Annotated in this window: 17 protein-coding genes and 1 tRNA gene; 7 read left to right on the top strand and 11 right to left on the bottom strand. The window is 68.5% G+C overall.

Annotated features, from left to right (window positions below; all coding sequences use genetic code 11):
* Positions 1-145 precede the first annotated feature (145 nt).
* Together AB0O76_RS30800 and AB0O76_RS30795 are read left to right on the top strand one after the other, a co-directional pair.
* Entirely contained in the window at positions 146-694 is a 549-nt protein-coding gene (locus AB0O76_RS30800; protein WP_266864442.1) for a DNA-binding protein, read from the top strand.
* A gap of 49 nt (positions 695-743) precedes the next feature.
* Entirely contained in the window at positions 744-2,300 is a 1,557-nt protein-coding gene (locus AB0O76_RS30795) for a serine/threonine-protein kinase (protein WP_365497575.1), read from the top strand.
* Between the two features lie 76 nt (positions 2,301-2,376).
* On the opposite strand, the gene AB0O76_RS30790 is transcribed toward AB0O76_RS30795, so the two are convergent.
* Positions 2,377-3,738, bottom strand: coding sequence for a hypothetical protein (locus AB0O76_RS30790; protein ID WP_365497572.1), 1,362 nt, complete (start codon positions 3,736-3,738; stop codon positions 2,377-2,379).
* Positions 3,739-3,938: 200 nt separating this feature from the next.
* Complete coding sequence (locus AB0O76_RS30785; RefSeq protein ID WP_003999697.1) at positions 3,939-4,067, bottom strand: DLW-39 family protein; 129 nt, start codon at positions 4,065-4,067, stop codon at positions 3,939-3,941.
* 337 nt (positions 4,068-4,404) lie between these two features.
* Between AB0O76_RS30785 and AB0O76_RS30780 the strand changes: the two genes are divergently transcribed.
* Positions 4,405-4,746: a DUF6344 domain-containing protein gene (locus tag AB0O76_RS30780; RefSeq protein ID WP_365497569.1), complete on the top strand. Its 342-nt coding sequence runs from the start codon at positions 4,405-4,407 to the stop codon at positions 4,744-4,746.
* Between the two features lie 144 nt (positions 4,747-4,890).
* Positions 4,891-5,106 carry a hypothetical protein gene (locus AB0O76_RS30775; protein ID WP_365497566.1) on the top strand — a complete coding sequence of 72 codons (216 nt, stop codon included), beginning with the start codon at positions 4,891-4,893 and terminating at the stop codon, positions 5,104-5,106.
* An 87-nt stretch (positions 5,107-5,193) separates the two neighbouring features.
* Here AB0O76_RS30775 and AB0O76_RS30770 read toward each other — a convergent pair.
* The 9 genes from AB0O76_RS30770 to dnaA form a co-directional block, all read right to left on the bottom strand.
* Positions 5,194-5,267 (bottom strand) — tRNA-Ile (locus AB0O76_RS30770).
* 106 nt (positions 5,268-5,373) lie between these two features.
* Positions 5,374-6,084 (bottom strand): DUF3566 domain-containing protein, encoded by a 711-nt coding sequence (locus AB0O76_RS30765; protein WP_365497563.1) that lies wholly within the window; start codon positions 6,082-6,084, stop codon positions 5,374-5,376.
* An 18-nt stretch (positions 6,085-6,102) separates the two neighbouring features.
* Positions 6,103-8,703: a DNA gyrase subunit A gene (gene gyrA, locus AB0O76_RS30760; protein WP_365497560.1), complete on the bottom strand. Its 2,601-nt coding sequence runs from the start codon at positions 8,701-8,703 to the stop codon at positions 6,103-6,105.
* A gap of 43 nt (positions 8,704-8,746) precedes the next feature.
* The gene (gene gyrB, locus AB0O76_RS30755; protein WP_365497557.1) at positions 8,747-10,822 is read right to left on the bottom strand and encodes a DNA topoisomerase (ATP-hydrolyzing) subunit B; all 2,076 of its coding nucleotides are present in this window, start codon (positions 10,820-10,822) and stop codon (positions 8,747-8,749) included.
* A gap of 265 nt (positions 10,823-11,087) precedes the next feature.
* Positions 11,088-11,651, bottom strand: coding sequence for a DciA family protein (locus AB0O76_RS30750; RefSeq protein WP_365497554.1), 564 nt, complete (start codon positions 11,649-11,651; stop codon positions 11,088-11,090).
* The gene (gene recF / locus AB0O76_RS30745) at positions 11,648-12,769 is read right to left on the bottom strand and encodes a DNA replication/repair protein RecF (RefSeq protein ID WP_365497551.1); all 1,122 of its coding nucleotides are present in this window, start codon (positions 12,767-12,769) and stop codon (positions 11,648-11,650) included. Before recF ends, AB0O76_RS30750 begins: the two co-directional genes overlap by 4 nt.
* A 52-nt stretch (positions 12,770-12,821) precedes the next feature.
* Positions 12,822-13,697, bottom strand: coding sequence for a phosphogluconate dehydrogenase (NAD(+)-dependent, decarboxylating) (gnd, locus tag AB0O76_RS30740; protein ID WP_365497548.1), 876 nt, complete (start codon positions 13,695-13,697; stop codon positions 12,822-12,824).
* 89 nt (positions 13,698-13,786) lie between these two features.
* Entirely contained in the window at positions 13,787-14,917 is a 1,131-nt protein-coding gene (gene dnaN / locus AB0O76_RS30735) for a DNA polymerase III subunit beta (protein WP_135332056.1), read from the bottom strand.
* Between the two features lie 860 nt (positions 14,918-15,777).
* Entirely contained in the window at positions 15,778-17,676 is a 1,899-nt protein-coding gene (dnaA, locus tag AB0O76_RS30730; RefSeq protein ID WP_365497545.1) for a chromosomal replication initiator protein DnaA, read from the bottom strand.
* 367 nt (positions 17,677-18,043) lie between these two features.
* Here dnaA and rpmH point away from each other — a divergent pair, with 367 nt between their 5' ends.
* Genes rpmH through yidD form a run of 3 tightly spaced genes read left to right on the top strand, consistent with a single transcriptional unit; the run spans position 18,044 to position 18,929 of the window.
* Positions 18,044-18,181 carry a 50S ribosomal protein L34 gene (rpmH, locus tag AB0O76_RS30725; RefSeq protein WP_006381191.1) on the top strand — a complete coding sequence of 46 codons (138 nt, stop codon included), beginning with the start codon at positions 18,044-18,046 and terminating at the stop codon, positions 18,179-18,181.
* Between the two features lie 20 nt (positions 18,182-18,201).
* Positions 18,202-18,573, top strand: a complete 372-nt coding sequence (rnpA, locus tag AB0O76_RS30720; RefSeq protein WP_266864461.1) for a ribonuclease P protein component — start codon at positions 18,202-18,204, stop codon at positions 18,571-18,573.
* On the top strand, positions 18,570-18,929 hold the full coding sequence (yidD, locus tag AB0O76_RS30715) for a membrane protein insertion efficiency factor YidD (RefSeq protein ID WP_135332059.1): 360 nt from the start codon (positions 18,570-18,572) through the stop codon (positions 18,927-18,929). Before rnpA ends, yidD begins: the two co-directional genes overlap by 4 nt.
* Position 18,930: the final 1 nt, after the last annotated feature.

Below are 18,930 nucleotides of genomic sequence, written 5' to 3'. Positions count from 1 at the left end.
TGAGCAACGCAGACCAGAGTACCGGGTCTCCCCCCGGATCTCGCAAAAGGATTGGGGGTCCCGGTGAACGACCACGCTCCGTAAGATGCTCGGCGTGGTTCGCGGCAGCGAACCGCGGTTTATGGGGAAGCGATGGGGAGACGCAATGGACGCCGCACAACAAGAGACAACCGCGAGAGCACGGGAGCTCCAGCGGAACTGGTACGGAGAGCCGCTGGGGGCGCTCTTCCGCCGTCTCATCGATGATCTGGGCCTCAACCAGGCACGCCTCGCCGGCGTCCTCGGTCTGTCGGCGCCCATGCTGTCCCAGCTGATGAGCGGACAGCGCGCCAAGATCGGCAACCCCGCGGTCGTCCAGCGCGTCCAGCTCCTCCAGGAGCTCGCGGGCCAGGTCGCCGACGGCAGTGTGAGCGCCGCGGAGGCGACCGACCGCATGGACGAGATCAAGAAGTCCCAGGGCGGCTCCGTACTGACCAACACCTCCCAGTCGACGACGAGTTCGGGTGCTCCGACGGTCAAGCGCGTGGTGCGCGAGATCCAGTCGCTGCTGCGTTCCGTGGCGGCGGCCGGCGACATCATCGATGCGGCGGACGCCCTCGCCCCGACCCACCCGGAACTGGCAGAGTTCCTCCGGGTGTACGGCGCCGGACGCACCGCGGACGCGGTCGCCCACTACGAGGCGCACCAGAGCTGAGCCGTCGGCCGGGCCACCGGGCGGCCCGGAGGGGGAGCGATGCGCGACCATGGGTGAGGTCTTCGCCGGCCGGTACGAACTGGTCGACCCGATCGGACGTGGGGGAGTCGGCGCGGTCTGGCGCGCCTGGGACCACCGGCGGCGCAGATATGTGGCCGCCAAGGTCCTGCAACAGAGCGACGCGCACACGCTGTTGCGCTTCGTGCGGGAACAGGCGCTCCGGATCGACCACCCCCATGTGCTCGCGCCCGCCAGCTGGGCCGCCGACGACGACAAGGTCCTGTTCACCATGGCCTTGGTCGCCGGCGGCTCGCTGGCGCATCTGGTCGGGGACTACGGCCCGCTGCCGCCCCACCTGTCGTGCACGCTGCTCGACCAACTGCTCGCAGGCCTTGCCGCTGTGCACGACGAGGGGGTCGTGCACCGTGACATCAAGCCCGCCAACATCCTGCTCGAGGCCACCGGAGTCGGGCGTCCGCATCTGCGGCTCTCCGACTTCGGCATCTCGATGCGCCTGGGCGAGCCACGGCTGACCGAGACCAACTATGTGGTGGGCACGCCCGGTTACTTCGCGCCCGAGCAGATGATGGGTGCCGAGCCGGACTTCACCGCCGATCTCTTCGCCGTCGGCCTGGTGGCGCTGTATCTCCTCGAGGGGGCCAGGCCGGACTCCAAGGCGCTGATCGAGCACTTTGCCGCGCACGGCACGCCAGGGGCCCCACAGGGCGTCCCGGAGCCGCTGTGGCAGGTCGTCGCCATGCTGCTGCAGCCGGATCCGCAGGCGCGGTTCCGCACGGCCACCGGTGCGCGCAAGGCGTTGGCCTCGGCCGCCGAGCTGCTTCCCGAGCCGGGGCCCGACGACGAGCTGGTGGAGGTCTTCGACCAACTCGGCCCGCTCCCCCTGGGGTTCGGCCCGGACGGTCCGCTCACGCCGGCCCGCGGCGCGGCGCCACAGCCGGGTCTCGCCCCGTCCCCCGTACCGCCCCCGCACCCTCCTGCGCCGGACACGGGCAGCTCGTCGGGGACCGGAGGTTTCCACCTGCCGCCACCGCCCGATGCCCCGACGCCACCGCCGCAGGCGCCTACGCCGCCGCCGTTCGACCCCACACCGCCGCCTCTCCTCCCCACGCCACCGCCATCGCCACCGGCAGCCGCACCGACTCCGTCGGCGGAGCACGTACTGCTGGGACAGCAGTCGGCATCGCTGGGGCAACAGCCGACACCACAGGAACAGCAGCGGGGACAGCAGCCGGGGCACCAGCCCGGGCAGCAGCTGGGGAAGCAGCCACAGCCCCCGCAAGACCGGCCCCAGTACGCGGCACAGCCTCCGCAGGCGCCCCCACATCAGCCCACGCATCAACCCCCGCACGATCCCTCCCCCCACCAGGCTGCCGCGGCTCAAGACCCCTCACGGGCCATGACGGCCGCGGTGCACGGGACATACGCCCCTACTCATCCATACACCGCTCACGTCCCGCAGGTTCCGCTCCAGAGCCGACCAGTTCCGCAGAGGCGGCCGGGACCACCCGCAAAGGTGGCGATCCCGATGCTGCTCGCCGCACTGGCGTGCTTCGCGGTGGGCATCTGGGCCCTGACCCAGACCTGATGCGCGCCGGGCTCGGCGCCGGGGCTCAGCGCCCCAGCCTCTCCGGCCGCCCCACGCAGCGCTCACACCGCCCCAACTACCAAGCCGGTGGCGGCCCGTACTGCGAAGACGCCCCAGTCCCCGCTCCCGCCCTCGCGGATGAAGCAGCGGCCCGCCGCCGAGCGACCAGCGTCCACACGCCGAGCACGGCGAGCAGCACGGCACCGCCGCCGAATCCCCCGGCGGCGACCAGCTTCATGCCGTCGCCGCCCCCGGCCCCGGCCTCGTCCCCGGCGGCCGTCCTGCCGCTCGCCGCGGCCTCCTCGTCCTGGCCGGAGACGCTGAACTCGTCCGCGGGCCGTGCCGATCCGGCGTAAGCGGGCCCCGCCTTGGCCGCGCCCTTGACGCCGACCCGCAACGTCAGATCCAGCGGGTCCTTGCCGAACTGCCCGGCGACCTGCGGGTTGAGATGGACCGAGAGGTAGTACCAGCCGGCGAACCGCATCCCGGCCACGTCGTCGATGGGCGAATAGCGGTTCTCGTACGCGACCGGGGCCAGCGCTTCCAGCGCGGTGGACTTCTGCTTGCCGTCGTACGCCGTGTCCACGTCGTCGACCCGGGCGCGTACGGGATTGGAGAGCGACATGACGAGCGCCGACGTCACATACTCGTCCCCACCCTCGCTCGAACTGCCCAGCTCGGCACTGGCGGAGACCTGCTGCCCCCAGTCGACAGGCACCCGGTAGAAGAGCGTCTGCCCTGGCTTGATCCGGTCGCCCCAGACTCCCGTCCGCAGCGCCCGGGCGTCGTTGAAGCTCGTGCCGCCCGCACGCCGTTCACGCTCACCGCCCGGTGGCACGGGCGAGGCGGAGTTCCAGGACTCGGGCGGCGTCGTGGGAGCGTCCTTGGTCACACCCGGCTCGGAGACGACGCGGAGCTCCGTGCCCCAACTCTCCGCCGAGGATCCGGGATCGCTGTTCCGCTCGACCACTACGTAGTACGTGCCCGCCGGCTTGCACCGGTTCTCGTCGGGGCCGATCGTCCGCACCGCCCAGGCGGTGATGGGCCGCGGGCTCTGCGACGTACCGAAACGCGCGTCTCCGGAGTCGCAGTCATTGCCGTCCGCGTCCTGCAGGGACACCTCGATGCCGTCCCCGTAGGCGACCTTGGATCCGAGCCCCGGAACAGCGGTGGCCGAGACGTACACGCTCTCCGTGGCGTCGAGTTCGAGCCGGTAGTAGAGCTTGCCCCCGCGCGCGATGGCGCTCTTGTACGTCGATCCTGGCGTCAGTGCCGTACTGCCCGTGCTGCTCGTCGCCCCGTCGACCGCAACGGCCTTGTCGGCGTAGGCGTACGGCGCCGGCGACCCCGCCGCCGCGGCCTGTCCCGGCAGCGCCGCCACCGCGCACAGTGCCGCCCCCGCGGCCAGCGTCGCCCGGCCTCTGCCCAGCCGCCCCATTGGATGCCACCCCTCCCCGGAGACCCAGTCGTCCCGGCGACTCATTCCCGCGCGAAGCCCCGACAATCTTTGCTCACGCAAGGAACGGACTTGCATAAGCAAATCAACATCCCCAGAAGCCCGCCCTCACTGAAATCGGACAGCACAAGGCCCCGGCCGCATCAGCGACCGGGGCCTTGTGAAGAGACTGTTGTCGATACTCACGAACCCGTGGGCACGGAGTCAGTCGCCTCCGTCCACAGATCCTGCTCGGCGCGATCCGCCTGGATCTGGCGGTACACGAGGAGCCCGCCGATGGCGGCCAGTGCGACCAGGAGAAGCTTCTTCACCGCGCGACCTCGTCTTTCTTGACGTAAGGGACCTCTGGAGCCCGACTATACACACCGATCGATACCGATCGGTGACCTGGATCCACCCCAACTGCCGCACCGAACACAGCAGTAGAAACGGACCCGGCCGCTCCGGCCACCTCTCCGGCCCGCTGTGACATTCGCCGCTCCCGGCCTCATTTCAGGCCCCTCCCGGGCCCCTTCCGGGGCCTTTTCGGCCATCCGGGTGGTGTTCATCAGAACATCGACGCGCCACGGGCGTCGGTCCACCACTCTCGGCCCCGCATACACATCATGAGGAAAGTACGCAAATCGCCCGACCCGAAAGTGAGACGCCGTGACCCGCACCAAGGCCATGAAGCTGTGGACCACCCTCATCACCGCCTTCCTCGCGCTCTTCGCCGCGCTGGGATTCACCACGACGGCCACGGCGGCCACGGCGGCCACGGCGCCGGCACAGCAGGCCACGGAATCCTGCGAGACCGCCAGGACCTTCCCCGCAGCACTGGCGGCCCACTGGCTACTCGCGGTCGAACGGTCCTTGCCACCCACGATGAAACAGCGCATCCGCGCCGAGGCACACGGATCGTCTCCCGGCTGCAGGCACCTGACCACGAACGACACCGAGACGGGCCGCGAGACCGAAGCCCAACCACGCGACCTGGCCGCGGAGCCGTAACCCCAACGGCAGCCAAGCCCCTCAGCACCACTGAACCATCAGCACCACAGCCTCACCACAGCACCAAAGACCCCCGGCCGGTTTCAGCCGGGGGTCTTCGCGTCTCCGCGACCGACAAAGCCGGCCAACCTCAGAGTTATGAGGATGACGCGCTTCGTCACGGGGTGTTCCCATCTGACGACCTGGGGCGAACAGATCCGCGACGACAACGCCCGGCTCAACTGCAAGGTCAGCGACACCGCGAAAGACGGCGAGGCCCGCGAGAACCCCGACGGCTCCTACGGGGCCATCAGGTTCCAGGTGTGCCGGACGCGCCCCTTGTGGGACTCGTGCAGCACCGAAGCCGTCTTGAATCTCTGAGCCTGCATGACGGGAACGTGTGGGGACACGTGAGCCACCGAACGCCAAAGACCCCCAGCCGCTATCGACTGGGGGTCTTCGTGTCTGTGGGGCTAACAGGATTTGAACCTGTGGCCTCATCCTTATCAGGGATGCGCTCTAACCAACTGAGCTATAGCCCCGCCGCGCTGCGGTGTGTCCCGCGCGCTGACCTCTGAAGATTAGCGCACGTCCGGGCCAGTCCCAAAATCGATAGCTCCGGGGCCCCGGAACGGGCGACCGGAGGGGCTACTCGTCCTCGGCGAGCGTCAGCTCGACGCCGCCCACGAAGCCCGCGGAGAGGTTGTAGATGAACGCGCCGAGCGTCGCGAGGGCCGTGGCCAGGACGACGTCGATGACCGCGATGATCGTCGTGAACATCAGCACGCGCGGCAGGGACAGGAAGGACTGCAGGTCGAAGCCGTTGGACTCGTTCGAGCCCGTCGCCTCGGAGATCGTGCCGCCCACCGTCGAGAAGACGCCCATGGCGTCCATGACCATCCACAGCACGGCGGCCGCGACGATCGTGCAGATGCCGAGCGCGATGGAGAGCAGGAAGCTGACCTTCATCACCGACCACGGGTCGGCCTTGGCCACCCGCAGCCGCGCCTTGCGCGTACGCGGCGTCGTGCGTGCCCCGGTGCGGGGCCGCCGCACAGAGCCCGTCTGGGAGCCCTGCTGATACGCCTGCGGCGGGTGATACGGCTGGGAAGCCTGCTGCTGGGGCTGACGCTCCCCGGGCAGCGCACCCGCCGCTCCCTGCGCCCCGCCCGCGTACGCACCGTCGTACTGCGCGGACGTAGCGGACTGAGCGGGCTGCGGCCCTCGGGTGTCCGTCACCGTTCCCCCCTGGGATCCATGAGACTCGTCGGAGTCGTGAGAATCAGTGGCAGAGCCACGGACACCGTCTGTACCGGCTGAGCCGGTTCCACTTGCTCCGGCGCCCGTGGCTCCACTCACGATGACTCTCTCCTTGCGCTACTCGGCCGTGGACTCCGTGCCCTCGTCCGTACCGACGGCCGGCTCGCCGTCGGCCGATTCGTCGACGATGTCGCCGTCGACTTCCTCCGCCTCGCGCCCGGCCTCGGCATTACGAGCGATACCGACCACGGCATCGCGCTTGCCCAGGTTGATCAGTTGGACGCCCATGGTGTCACGGCCCGTCTCCCTGACCTCGTTGACTCGCGTACGAATCACACCGCCGCCCAGGGTGATGGCGAGGATCTCGTCGGTCTCCTCCGTCACCAGCGCGCCCACGAGTTCGCCGCGGTCCTCCACGATCTTGGCGGCCTTGATACCGAGGCCGCCGCGACCCTGGACGCGGTACTCGTCGACGTTGGTGCGCTTCGCGTACCCACCGTCGGTTGCGGTGAACACGAACGTACCGGGCCGGACGACATTCATCGAGAGGAGCTGGTCGCCGTCGCGGAAACTCATTCCCTTGACGCCCGAGGTCGCGCGGCCCATGGGACGCAGCGCATCGTCCGTCGCGGTGAATCGGATCGATTGGGCCTTCTTGCTGATCAGCAAGAGATCGTCCTCGGCCGATACGAGCTCGGCCCCGATCAGTTCGTCGTCCGAACCGTCGTCCGTCTCGCGGAGGTTGATGGCAATGACACCACCGGAGCGAGGCGAGTCGTAGTCCTTGAGCGACGTCTTCTTTACGAGGCCGCCCTTTGTGGCGAGCACCAGGTAGGGCGCGGCTTCGTAGTCACGGATCGCCAGGATCTCGGCGATCTGCTCGTCCGGCTGGAAGGCGAGCAGGTTCGCGACGTGCTGGCCGCGGGCGTCGCGTCCGGCGTCGGGGAGTTCGTACGCCTTCGCCCGGTACACCCGGCCCTTGTTGGTGAAGAACAGCAGCCAGTGGTGCGTCGTCGACACGAAGAAGTGGTCGACGATGTCGTCTTCCTTGAGCTTCGTGCCGCGGACGCCCTTGCCGCCGCGCTTCTGCGAGCGGTAGTCGTCCGTCTTGGTGCGCTTGACGTAGCCACCGCGCGTGATCGTGACGACGATGTCCTCTTCGGCGATCAGGTCCTCCATGGACATGTCGCCGTCGAAGGGCACGAGCGCCGAGCGACGGTCCTCGCCGAACTTGTCGACGATCGCCGCGAGCTCGTCGCTGATGATCTGGCGCTGCTTCTCGGGCGAGGCCAGGATCGCGTTGTACTCGTTGATCTTCGCCTGGAGGTCGTCGTGCTCGGCGACGATCTTCTGGCGCTCCAGGGCGGCGAGTCGGCGCAGCTGCATCTCGAGGATGGCGTTGGCCTGGATCTCGTCGATCGAGAGCAGGCCCATCAGGCCCTCGCGCGCGATGTCGACGGTCTGGCTGCCGCGGATGAGCGCGATGACCTCGTCGATCGCGTCCAGCGCCTTGAGCAGGCCGCGCAGGATGTGCGCCCGCTCCTCGGCCTTGCGCAGCCGGAACTTCGTACGCCGGACGATGACCTCGACCTGGTGCGTGACCCAGTGCCGGATGAAGGCATCCAGCGAGAGGGTGCGCGGCACGCCGTCGACCAGGGCCAGCATGTTGGCGCTGAAGTTCGACTGCAGGTCGGTGTGCTTGTAGAGGTTGTTCAGTACGACCTTGGCGACCGCGTCCCGCTTCAGGACGATGACCAGGCGCTGGCCGGTGCGCGACGACGACTCGTCGCGGACGTCGGCGATGCCGCCGACCCTGCCGTCCTTGACCAGGTCGGCGATCTTCTGCGCGAGGTTGTCGGGGTTGGTCTGGTACGGGAGTTCGGTGACCACCAGGCACTGGCGGTTCTGGATCTCCTCGACCGCGACGACCGCGCGCATCGTGATGGAGCCGCGGCCCGTGCGGTACGCCTCCTCGATGCCCTTGCGGCCCACTACTAGTGCGCCGGTCGGGAAATCGGGGCCCTTGATGCGCTCGATCAGAGCGTCGAGCAGCTCCTCGTGCGAGGCCTCGGGGTGCTCGAGCGCCCATTGCGCGCCCGCCGCGACCTCGCGGAGGTTGTGCGGCGGGATGTTGGTGGCCATGCCGACCGCGATGCCCGCCGAGCCGTTGATCAGCAGGTTCGGGAAGCGCGCCGGCAGGACCGTCGGCTCCTGGTTACGGCCGTCGTAGTTGTCCGTGAAGTCGACGGTGTCCTCGTCGATGTCACGGACCATCTCCATGGCCAGCGGCGCCATCTTGCACTCGGTGTAGCGCATGGCGGCCGCCGGGTCGTTGCCCGGAGAGCCGAAGTTGCCGTTGGAGTCCACCAGCGGCATCCGCATCGACCACGGCTGGGCGAGGCGCACCAGGGCGTCGTAGATGGAGGAGTCGCCGTGCGGGTGGTACGTACCCATGACGTCGCCGACGACGCGGGCACACTTGTAGAAGCCCTTCTCGGGGCGGTAGCCGCCGTCGTACATCGCGTACAGGACGCGGCGGTGGACGGGCTTCAGACCGTCGCGTACGTCGGGCAGCGCGCGGGACACGATGACGGACATCGCGTAGTCGAGATACGAGCGCTGCATCTCCGTCTCGAGCCCGACGGGCTCGACACGCATGCCCACGCCGGGGACGGCGGGCTCCGCTTCGGGCGTCACAGGGGTGTTCTCGTCGGCCATTGCTGGTCAAAGTCCTTTCGAGGTGCGGCTTGTACGGGCCGACTCAGATGTCGAGGAAGCGAACGTCCTTGGCATTGCGCTGGATGAACGAGCGCCGTGCCTCGACGTCCTCGCCCATCAGCACCGAGAAGAGGTCATCGGCCTGTGCCGCGTCGTCCAGGGTGACCTGGCCGAGCACGCGGTGCTCCTGGTCCATGGTCGTGACGCGCAGCTCCTCGGCGTTCATCTCGCCGAGGCCCTTGAAGCGCTGGACCGAGTCGTCCCTGACGCGCTTGCCGGCCTGTCGGCCGAGCTCGATCAGGGCGTCGCGCTCGCGGTCCGAGTACGCGTACTGGAAGTCGTCACGGGTCCACTTGATCTTGAAAAGCGGCGGGCGCGAGAGGTACACGTGCCCGGCCTCGACCAGCGGCCGCATGAAGCGGAACAGGAACGTCAGGAGCAGCGTGTTGATGTGCTGACCGTCGACGTCGGCGTCCGCCATCAAGATGATCTTGTGGTAGCGGAGCTTCTCGATGTCGAAGTCCTCGTGCACACCGGTGCCGAACGCCGAGATCAGCGCCTGGACTTCCTGGTTGTGCAGGATCTTGTCGACGCGGGCCTTCTCGACGTTCAGGATCTTGCCTCGGATGGGCAGGATCGCCTGGTACATCGGGTCACGGCCGGACTTCGCCGAACCACCGGCGGAGTCACCCTCGACGATGAAGATCTCGCACTTCGTCGGGTCGTTCGACTGGCAGTCGCTCAGCTTGCCCGGCAGCGACGCCGTCTCCAGGAGCCCCTTGCGGCGGGTCAGGTCGCGCGCCTTGCGGGCGGCGACACGGGCCGTGGCGGCCTGGATGCCCTTGCGGATGATGTCCGCGGCCTCGTTCGGATTGCGGTCGAACCAGTCCGTGAGGTGCTCATGGACGACCTTCTGCACGAAGGTCTTCGCCTCCGTGTTGCCCAGCTTGGTCTTCGTCTGGCCCTCGAACTGGGGCTCGCCCAGCTTCACCGAGATGATCGCGGTCAGACCCTCGCGGATGTCCTCACCCGTGAGGTTGTCGTCCTTCTCGCGGAGCAGCTTCTTGTCACGCGCGTAGCGGTTCACCAGACCCGTCAGCGCGGCCCTGAAGCCCTCTTCGTGCGTACCGCCCTCATGCGTGTGGATCGTGTTCGCGAAGGAGTACACGCCCTCGCTGTACTGCGAGTTCCACTGCATCGCGATCTCGACCGAGAGGAGGCGCTCCTTGTCCTCGGCCTCGACGTCGATGACGGTCGGGTGGATGACCTCGCCCTTACGGGAGTTGAGGTACTTCACGAAGTCGACGATGCCGCCTTCGTAGAAGTACGTCACCGTGCGGGCCTCGGCGGCCTCGTCATCGGTCGCCTCGGCCGAGTCCGCACCCGCGGTCGCCTTCGCCGAATCGCGCTCATCAGTGAGTTTGATAGTCAAACCCTTGTTGAGGAACGCCATCTCCTGGAAGCGCCGTGCCAGCGTCTCGAAGGAGTACTCGGTGGTCTCGAAGATGTCGCCGTCGGCCCAGAAGGTGACCGACGTGCCGGTCTCCTTAGTGGCTTCGTGCCGCTCGAGCGGCGCGGTCGGGGCGCCGCTCTTGTAGTCCTGCGTCCAGCGGTAGCCGTCGGTCTTGATCTCGACGGAGAGCTTGGTCGAGAGCGCGTTCACCACGGAGACACCGACGCCGTGCAGACCACCGGAGACCGCGTAGCCGCCGCCGCCGAACTTGCCGCCCGCGTGGAGCACGGTGAGCACGACCTCGACGGCCGGCTTCTTCTCCACGGGGTGCATGCCGACCGGGATGCCTCGGCCGTTGTCGATCACGCGCACGCCGCCGTCGGCGAGGATCGTGACGTCGATCGTGTCCGCGTGGCCGGCCAAGGCCTCGTCGACGGAGTTGTCGACGACCTCCTGCACCAGGTGGTGCAGGCCACGCTCACCGGTCGAGCCGATGTACATGCCAGGTCGCTTGCGGACCGCGTCCAGACCCTCGAGGACGGTAATCGCGCTGGCGTCGTACGCCGTGGCTGAGGCCTCGGCGGTTCCTGCCAGGGCCTCGGTGGACGGGATGTTCTCGTTGGGGTTGCCGGAATCGGCCACGAAGCGCCCTTTCTGGCACAGCACAAGCCAAGCACCCGGCGGTGGCCGGAGCGGCTGCGTCGTTCAGCGATAGTCAGCGTTGCTCGGTGCGTCCCACAAGTGGGGCGGGATTAGCTTCCAGTCTACCGGTAGCGCCGACAGTGATGGGGGTTTGCCGGTACCTGAGTCCGCATGTGCCGTCCTGAACCGGCCGCGACCGACTCCCCATATGCGGCCCGGGGCTCTAAGAGGCTCACAGCGGCACTCAGCGCTTCGGGGTGTCAACCTTGAGCTACCGCCGGAAACGGCCTCAGCCGTAGGTGTCCCCGGGGCCCGTGCTGCCGGGGGCGCGCAGGGGTCCGAAGCGGCGTGCGGGGCCACCGGGACCGAGCACTTTGATGAGGCGTACGGTGCCGTGCCCCAGGTCCTCGTTGAGGCGCGCGACCAGCTGCGGGGCGAGCAGGCGCAGGTTCGTCGCCCAGGCCGTGGAGTCGCACTGAACGGTCAGGACACGCTCGTTCTCGTCGTACCGCTGGGGTACGCAGTGCTTGGCCAGGTCGTCGCCGACGATCTGCGGCCAGCGGCCCATCACCCCGCCGACCGCGGCCGGCGTCTCCCAGCCGCGCTCGGTGATCAGACGGTTGATCGCGGAACCGAGCGGCAACGGGTCGCGGCCGTCGGCGCGCGCGCCGGAGCGAAGTCCGCCGCGCCGGGCCTGCTTCTTCTGCTGCGCGGCGTCGCCACGCGCGCGTGCCTGTTCCTTGGCGGCACGGAGGGCGACCCGGGCGAGATCGACACCGGACGGCTCGGGCGTCTTCGGCGTGTCCTTCGGCGCGTCCTCGGGGGTGCCCTTGGCGGGCTCTTCGGCGCTCACGCGCGCTCCACCGCGCCGTCCGACACCGTGTACCGCGTGCCGACCAGCACGCCCGGTACGTCGTCGTCCACCGCGGCCGTGACCAGGACCTGCTCGCCCGGCGCCACCAGCTCGGCAAGCCGCTCCCTGCGGCGCGCGTCGAGCTCGGCGAAGACGTCGTCCAGGACGAGCACCGGCTCGTTGCCCTCGGCCCGCAGGAGGTCGTACGAGGCCAGGCGCAGCGCGAGGGCGTACGACCAGGACTCGCCGTGGCTCGCGTACCCCTTGGCCGGGAGCTGGCCCAGCTTCAGGAGGAGGTCGTCGCGGTGCGGGCCGACCAGCGTCACGCCCCGCTCGATCTCCTGCTTGCGGACCTCTTCGAGGGCGGCGATCAGCTGCTCGTACAGGGCGTCGCGGGTGTGGCCATCGCCCGGCGCCGACGGCTTGTACTCCAGCGCGACGGGGCCGCCGCCGGGTGCCAGCTGTTCGTACGCCTTGTCGGTCAGCGGCTGCAGCGTGGCGATCAGGTCGAGCCGCTGTGCAAGCAACTCGGCGCCCGCGCGGGCGAGGTGCTGGTCCCAGACGTCGAGCGTCGACAGGTCCATGGAGCGCCCGCCGTGCCGCCGCGCGAGGGCCGCCGACTTCAGGAGGGTGTTGCGCTGCTTCAGTACGCGGTCGTAGTCGGACCGCACGCCCGCCATGCGCGGGGAGCGCGCCGTGATCAGCTCGTCGAGGAACCGCCGGCGCTCACCGGGGTCGCCCTTGATCAGCGCAAGATCCTCCGGCGCGAAAAGGACCGTACGGACGATCCCCAGCACGTCGCGCGGTCTGACCTGCGAGGACCTGTTGATCCGGGCGCGGTTCGACTTGCCGGGATTGAGTTCAAGCTCGACCAGCTGGGACCGCTCGCCCTGGGTGACAGCGGCCCGGATGACGGCGCGCTCGGCACCCATGCGCACCAGCGGCGCGTCCGACGAGACGCGGTGGCTGCCGAGCGTGGCGAGGTAGCCGACCGCCTCGACGAGGTTCGTCTTGCCCTGGCCGTTGGGTCCCACAAACGCGGTGACGCCCGGATCGAGAGGGACCTCGACCCGGGCGTACGAGCGAAAGTCGGCCAGCGACAGATGCGTGACGTGCATGGTTGGCGCCGACCTCCCCCGGCAAGCCCGGCTTAAGCGCACAGGCTGTGGATTACTTCTTCTCGACCGCGTGGCCGCCGAACTGGTTGCGCAGCGCCGCGATCATCTTCATCTGCGGCGAGTCCTCCTGACGCGAGGCGAAGCGCGCGAAGAGGGACGCGGTGATCGCGGGCAGCGGCACGGCGTTGTCGATCGCCGCCTCCACGGTCCAGCGGCCCTCTCCGGAGTCCTGCGCGAAGCCGCGCAGCTTGTCCAGGTGCTCGTCGTCGTCCAGAGCGTTGACCGCGAGGTCGAGCAGCCAGGAACGGATGACCGTGCCCTCCTGCCAGGAGCGGAAGACCTCACGGACGTCGGTGACCGAGTCCACGGCCTCGAGGAGCTCCCAGCCCTCGGCGTAGGCCTGCATCATCGCGTACTCGATGCCGTTGTGAACCATCTTGGAGAAGTGGCCGGCGCCGACCTTGCCCGCGTGCACCGAGCCGAAGTCGCCCTCGGGCTTGAGGGCGTCGAAGATCGGCTGGACCTTCGCGATGTTCTCGGCGTCGCCGCCGTACATCAGCGCGTAGCCGTTCTCCAGGCCCCAGACGCCGCCGGAGACGCCGCAGTCGACAAAGCCGATGCCCTTGGCGGCGAGCTCCTCGGCGTGCTTCTCGTCGTCCGTCCAGCGGGAGTTCCCGCCGTCCACGACGACGTCGCCGGGCTGCAGCAGCTCGGCCAGCTCGTCGACGGTGGACTGGGTCGCGGCCCCTGCCGGGACCATCACCCACACGACCCGCGGGCCCTTGAGCTTGCCCACAAGCTCATCGAGGCTGTGGACATCCGCGACGTCCGGGTTGCGGTCGTATCCGATGACGGTGTGGCCTGCGCGGCGGATGCGCTCGCGCATGTTGCCGCCCATCTTGCCGAGGCCGACGAGACCGAGCTCCATCAGTGGTTCCTTAAGTAGCGATGTGGCGTGGAGGCACCTTCGTACCCGCGTCCGAGCCTACGCCCGGACCCTCGCTCACACCTGTGGGCTCAGCCGCTCAGACGTACAGGCATGATCAGGTACTTGTACGCCTCGTCAGCCTCGGCATCCAGGGCCGGCTTGCCGCTCAGGAGCGCGGGCTTCGTCGACGTCGTGAACGACAGCTGAGCGACCGGGGAGTCGATCGCGCTCAGGCCGTCGAGCAGGAACGTCGGGTTGAAGGCGATCGAGATGTCGTCCCCGTCGAGCTGGGCGTCGACCCTCTCCACAGCCTGTGCATCGTCGCTGGAACCGGCCTCGAGGATCAGCACGCCCTGCTCGAAGCTGAGCCGCACCGGGGTGTTCCGCTCGGCCACCAGGGCCACACGCTTGACGGCCTCCACGAAGGGGGCGGTCTCGATGACGGCGATGGAGTTGAACTCCGTCGGGAACAGCGTGCGGTACTTCGGCAGGTCGCCCTCGAGCAGCCGCGTCGTCGTGCGCCGCCCGGCCCCCTCGAAACCGATCAGGCCCTCACCGGCACCAGAGCCCGACAGCGCGAGCGTGACCGTGTCACCGCTGGTCAGCGCCTTGGCGGTGTCCTGAAGCGTCTTGGCGGGCACCAGGGCGACCGCGGACGCCTCGGGGTCCTCCGGCTTCCACAGGAACTCGCGGACCGCGAAGCGGTAGCGGTCGGTCGAGGCCAGGGTGACCGTGTCGCCCTCGATCTCGATGCGTACGCCGGTCAGCACCGGAAGCGTGTCGTCGCGGCCGGCCGCGATCGCGACCTGGTTGGCGGCGGCGGCGAAGACCTCACCCGGGACGGTGCCCGTGGCGGTCGGCATCTGCGGCAGCGCGGGGTACTCCTCCACAGGAAGTGTGTGGAGTGTGAATCGCGAGGAGCCACAGACCACCGTGGCCCGCACACCGTCTGTGGAGATCTCCACCGGACGGTTGGGCAGGGCGCGGCAGATGTCGGCGAGCAGTCGGCCGGATACGAGGACCGTGCCCTCCTCGTCGACCTCGGCGTCGACGGACACCCGCGCCGAGACCTCGTAGTCGAAGCTGGAAAGGCTCAGTGCGCCTTCCTCGGCCTTCAGCAGCAGGCCCGCGAGGACAGGCGCCGGTGGCCGGGCCGGGAGGCTGCGCGCCGCCCACGCCACCGCCTCCGCGAGTACGTCGCGTTCCACCCGGATCTTCACTTAGCCGCCCTCCTGCTGTTGCTGGCACTGGGGACCAGTCTGACGCACCGCACTGACAGTGGGTGCCCGTCGGGGTCAAGTCGTGACGAGCGGCGCCGGAGGTCCGGAGAGCAAGTTGTGCACAGGACCCCCTTCCAAGCGAATTCCCCGGTGACTCCAAGTGGGAGTAGTAGTAGGGCCTGTGGAAACCGTGGATAACCGTGAATCCGCAGGTCAGCACCGGTTTTTTATCCACTGCGCCTGTGGGCGGGACCGGTGGACAACCGGGGGTTTCTGTGGACGGGCGGAAGTTACACACACACGATGCACAGGCAAGGGGTACTTCTCCCCAGCACTGTCCCCAGCTTTACCCACCTTCCCCACAGGCCAACCGACCCCCTTGGTGTGACGCCTTTCACTCGGCACGGTGACAGGGCGCGTTGTGTTGCCGAACAGTGGACAGCGGTGTGGAGAAGCTGGGGAAAGCTGGGGACAACCGGCCCGTGCCTGTGGGCGGCCGGTGGACAACGTCATGCACACCCTGTGGACGAGATTTTCATCCACACCCTGTGGAGAGTCTTCGTCCACGAATCCACAGCCACCTGACCTGGCTTGATGATCCCTCAGCAGGTTCCCCTGTGGACATCATCTGGACAACTTCCCGGTCCCCAGGGTGTGGAGGAGAAAAACCCCACAGATCTGTGGAGAACAGGCCTCTCAGCAGCGGAAATCGAACAGGGCGCGTGCCCGGACGGGGTCCACGCGCGCGTGCACAGGCTGCGGACAACGGCGAAGGGCGCCCCGGAATCGTTCCGGAGCGCCCTTCGGGAGCGTGTCTCAGCGGCGCTGAGCGCGTCTGGCAGACCTCTGTCCGCCCTCTGTCAGCCGTTCTTGATGCGGTTGGTGAGCTCGGTGACCTGGTTGTAGATGGAGCGCCGCTCGGCCATCAGCGCGCGGATCTTGCGGTCGGCGTGCATCACGGTCGTGTGGTCGCGGCCGCCGAACTGCGCACCGATCTTGGGAAGCGAGAGATCCGTCAGCTCGCGGCAGAGGTACATCGCGATCTGCCGGGCCGTCACCAGGACGCGGCTGCGGGAGGATCCGCAGAGATCGTCCACCGTCAGGCCAAAGTAGTCGGCGGTCGCCGCCATGATGGCCGGCGCGGTGATCTCCGGAGAGGCGTCCTCGCCCCCAGGGATCAGATCCTTGAGGACGATCTCCGTCAGACCGAGGTCCACAGGCTGTCGATTGAGCGAGGCGAAGGCCGTGACCCGGATCAGCGCGCCCTCGAGCTCACGGATGTTGCGTGAGATGCGGGACGCGATGAACTCGAGGACCTCTGGAGGAGCGTTGAGCTGCTCCTGCACCGCCTTCTTACGAAGGATGGCGATACGCGTCTCCAGCTCGGGCGGCTGGACGTCGGTGATCAATCCCCACTCGAAGCGGTTGCGCAGCCGGTCCTCCAGGGTCACCAGCTGCTTGGGCGGCCGGTCGCTGGAGAGCACGATCTGCTTGTTCGCGTTGTGGAGCGTATTGAAGGTGTGGAAGAACTCCTCCTGCGTCGACTCCTTGCTCGCGAGGAACTGGATGTCGTCGACGAGCAGGATGTCCATTTCGCGGTAGCGCTTGCGGAAGGTGTCGCCCTTGCCGTCGCGGATGGAGTTGATGAACTCGTTGGTGAACTCCTCGGAGCTCACGTACCGCACGCGCGTGCCGGGGTAGAGGCTGCGGGCGTAGTGCCCGATCGCATGCAGAAGATGCGTTTTGCCAAGTCCCGACTCCCCATAGATGAAGAGGGGGTTGTAGGCCTTGGCGGGTGCTTCGGCGACGGCGACCGCGGCCGCGTGTGCGAAGCGGTTCGAGGCACCGATGACGAAGGTGTCGAAGAGGTACTTCGGGTTGAGGCGCGCGGTGGGCTCGCCGGGAGCCGACGCGGGGGCCGGCTGCGCGGCCAGCGGGCCGGGGGCGCCGCCGTGCACACCGTGACCGTTGCTGTGGCCGCCGCCACCCCGGTGACCGGACGGGCCGCCGGAGCCGGGCGCGGACGACGGCTCGGAGAGCTCGTGACGCTCACGCCGGTCGTGGCGGTCCTGCTGGTCCTGCCGGTCGGAGCGGTGCTGTTCGTACGGGGAGTGACTCTGCGGCGGCTGCGTCCGGTAGTCGTGCTGCGGCTGCTGGACCGGCGTCGCGTAGGGATCGCGGTCGGGGAAGCCGAGCCGGGGCTGCTGCCAGCCGTAGTCGTCCTGCTGCTGCGGTGGTTGCGGCCAGGCGCCGGGCGCGGGGCGCTGATAGTCCGGGTACGCGGGACGGGCGGTCGGCAGCTGGTCGGGCCGGGAGCCCTGGGGGTGCTCGTCCTGGTTGCGGCGGCCGTAGCCGTCGTACGCGTCGTGTCCCTGACCGGAGCCCTGGTGCGGCTCGGGCTCTTCGTAACGCTGCTGCTGGGGCTGCTGTTGCTGGCCGGGCTGTTGCTGGGCGGGGGGCGCGGAAGGGCCCACGGGTTCGCCCACCGAGTCGTCGACGGTGATGGCGATGCGGATGGGACGGCCGCACTCGCGGCTCAGCGATTCACTGACGATGGGGGCGAGCCGCCCCTCGAGCACACCCTTGGCAAACTCGTTCGGCACGGCGAGCAGTGCGGTGTCGGCGACCAGTGCCAGCGGCTGGCAGCGCTTGATCCAGCGCTCGTCCTTCGCCTCGACGCCGTGCCCACGCCCTTCCCCCAGCAGCTGTTCCAGCACTCGTGGCCACACTGCGGCAAGATCGGCAGGTACGTCAGCCACAGGGCACGCTCTCTCACGGGGTCCCACGATGGTGTGGTTCTGGGGACCGAAATCGGGATCGGCAGGGAGAAGGGAATGAATCGGAGTTTGGCCACGGTAGTCAGGGCAACGGCTGCGGTTCAAGTTGTTGTCCACAGGCTGTGCACAGTGTCTCTCTCCGACGGCCGGTTTGACCGGATGGCGTAGCCCCGCGTACCGTGACCAGGTCGAGTTGTCGATGGCTGCTGCCGCCTGCCTCCGATGGGCAAAGATCACGATCTGTGATTGTGAAGCGGTGCACTCGGTGCGTATTCGCGAGCTTCTCGTGGGCGCACGGTGACAGCCAGGCGATGTCCCGCCACTACACGATCATTTCTGGAGCCCCCGAGTGAGCAAGCGCACCTTCCAGCCGAACAACCGTCGTCGCGCCAAGACCCACGGCTTCCGCCTGCGGATGCGCACCCGTGCCGGCCGCGCGATTCTCGCGAACCGTCGTGGCAAGGGTCGCGCCAGCCTTTCCGCCTAATCGCATTAGGTCATGACGTCGTGCTGCCTACCGAGCATCGGCTGAGGCGGCGCGAAGACTTCGCGACCGCGGTACGCCGAGGACGCCGGGCCGGACGCCCGCTTCTCGTCGTCCATCTACGTAGCGGTGCAACGGACCCGCACGTGCCTGGGGAGAGCATTCCCCCGACGCGTGCGGGTTTCGTCGTGAGCAAGGCCGTGGGCGGAGCTGTCGTACGCAACGCGGTGAAGCGCAGGCTGCGTCATCTGATGCGTGACCGGGTGGCTCTGCTGCCCCCCGGTAGCCTGGTAGTCGTACGAGCGTTGCCCGGCGCGGGCGACGCCGACCATGCACAGCTGGCCCGAGACCTGGATGCCGCTCTTCAGCGGCTGCTGGGAGGGGGCGCTCGATGAAGTACCCACTGCTGGCTCTGATCAAGCTGTATCAGTGGACGATCAGTCCGCTGCTCGGCCCGGTGTGCAAGTACTACCCGTCGTGCTCCCGCTACGGCTACCTGGCCATCGACCGGCACGGTGCGATCAAGGGAACGGCGCTCACTGCCTGGCGCATCCTGCGGTGCAATCCGTGGTCGCTCGGTGGTGTCGACCACGTCCCGCCGCGCAAGCGTCCGCGGTGGCACGAGATGCTGCGCGCCAAGTGGCGCGAACGCAAGGGCGGGCCCTCCGCCGCTGGCGTGCCCTCCGGGGAGATCTCCCCCCAGACCCCGAGCCCGGCCGCCGAGACCCCGTCCCATGCTCAAGGAGCCTGAT

The organism is Streptomyces sp. NPDC086554 (genome assembly GCF_040686095.1).
Taxonomy (GTDB): Bacteria; Actinomycetota; Actinomycetes; order Streptomycetales; family Streptomycetaceae; genus Streptomyces.
The sequence above is the reverse complement of the archived record's forward strand: the minus strand, read 5'-3'. Positions and strand labels throughout refer to the sequence as shown.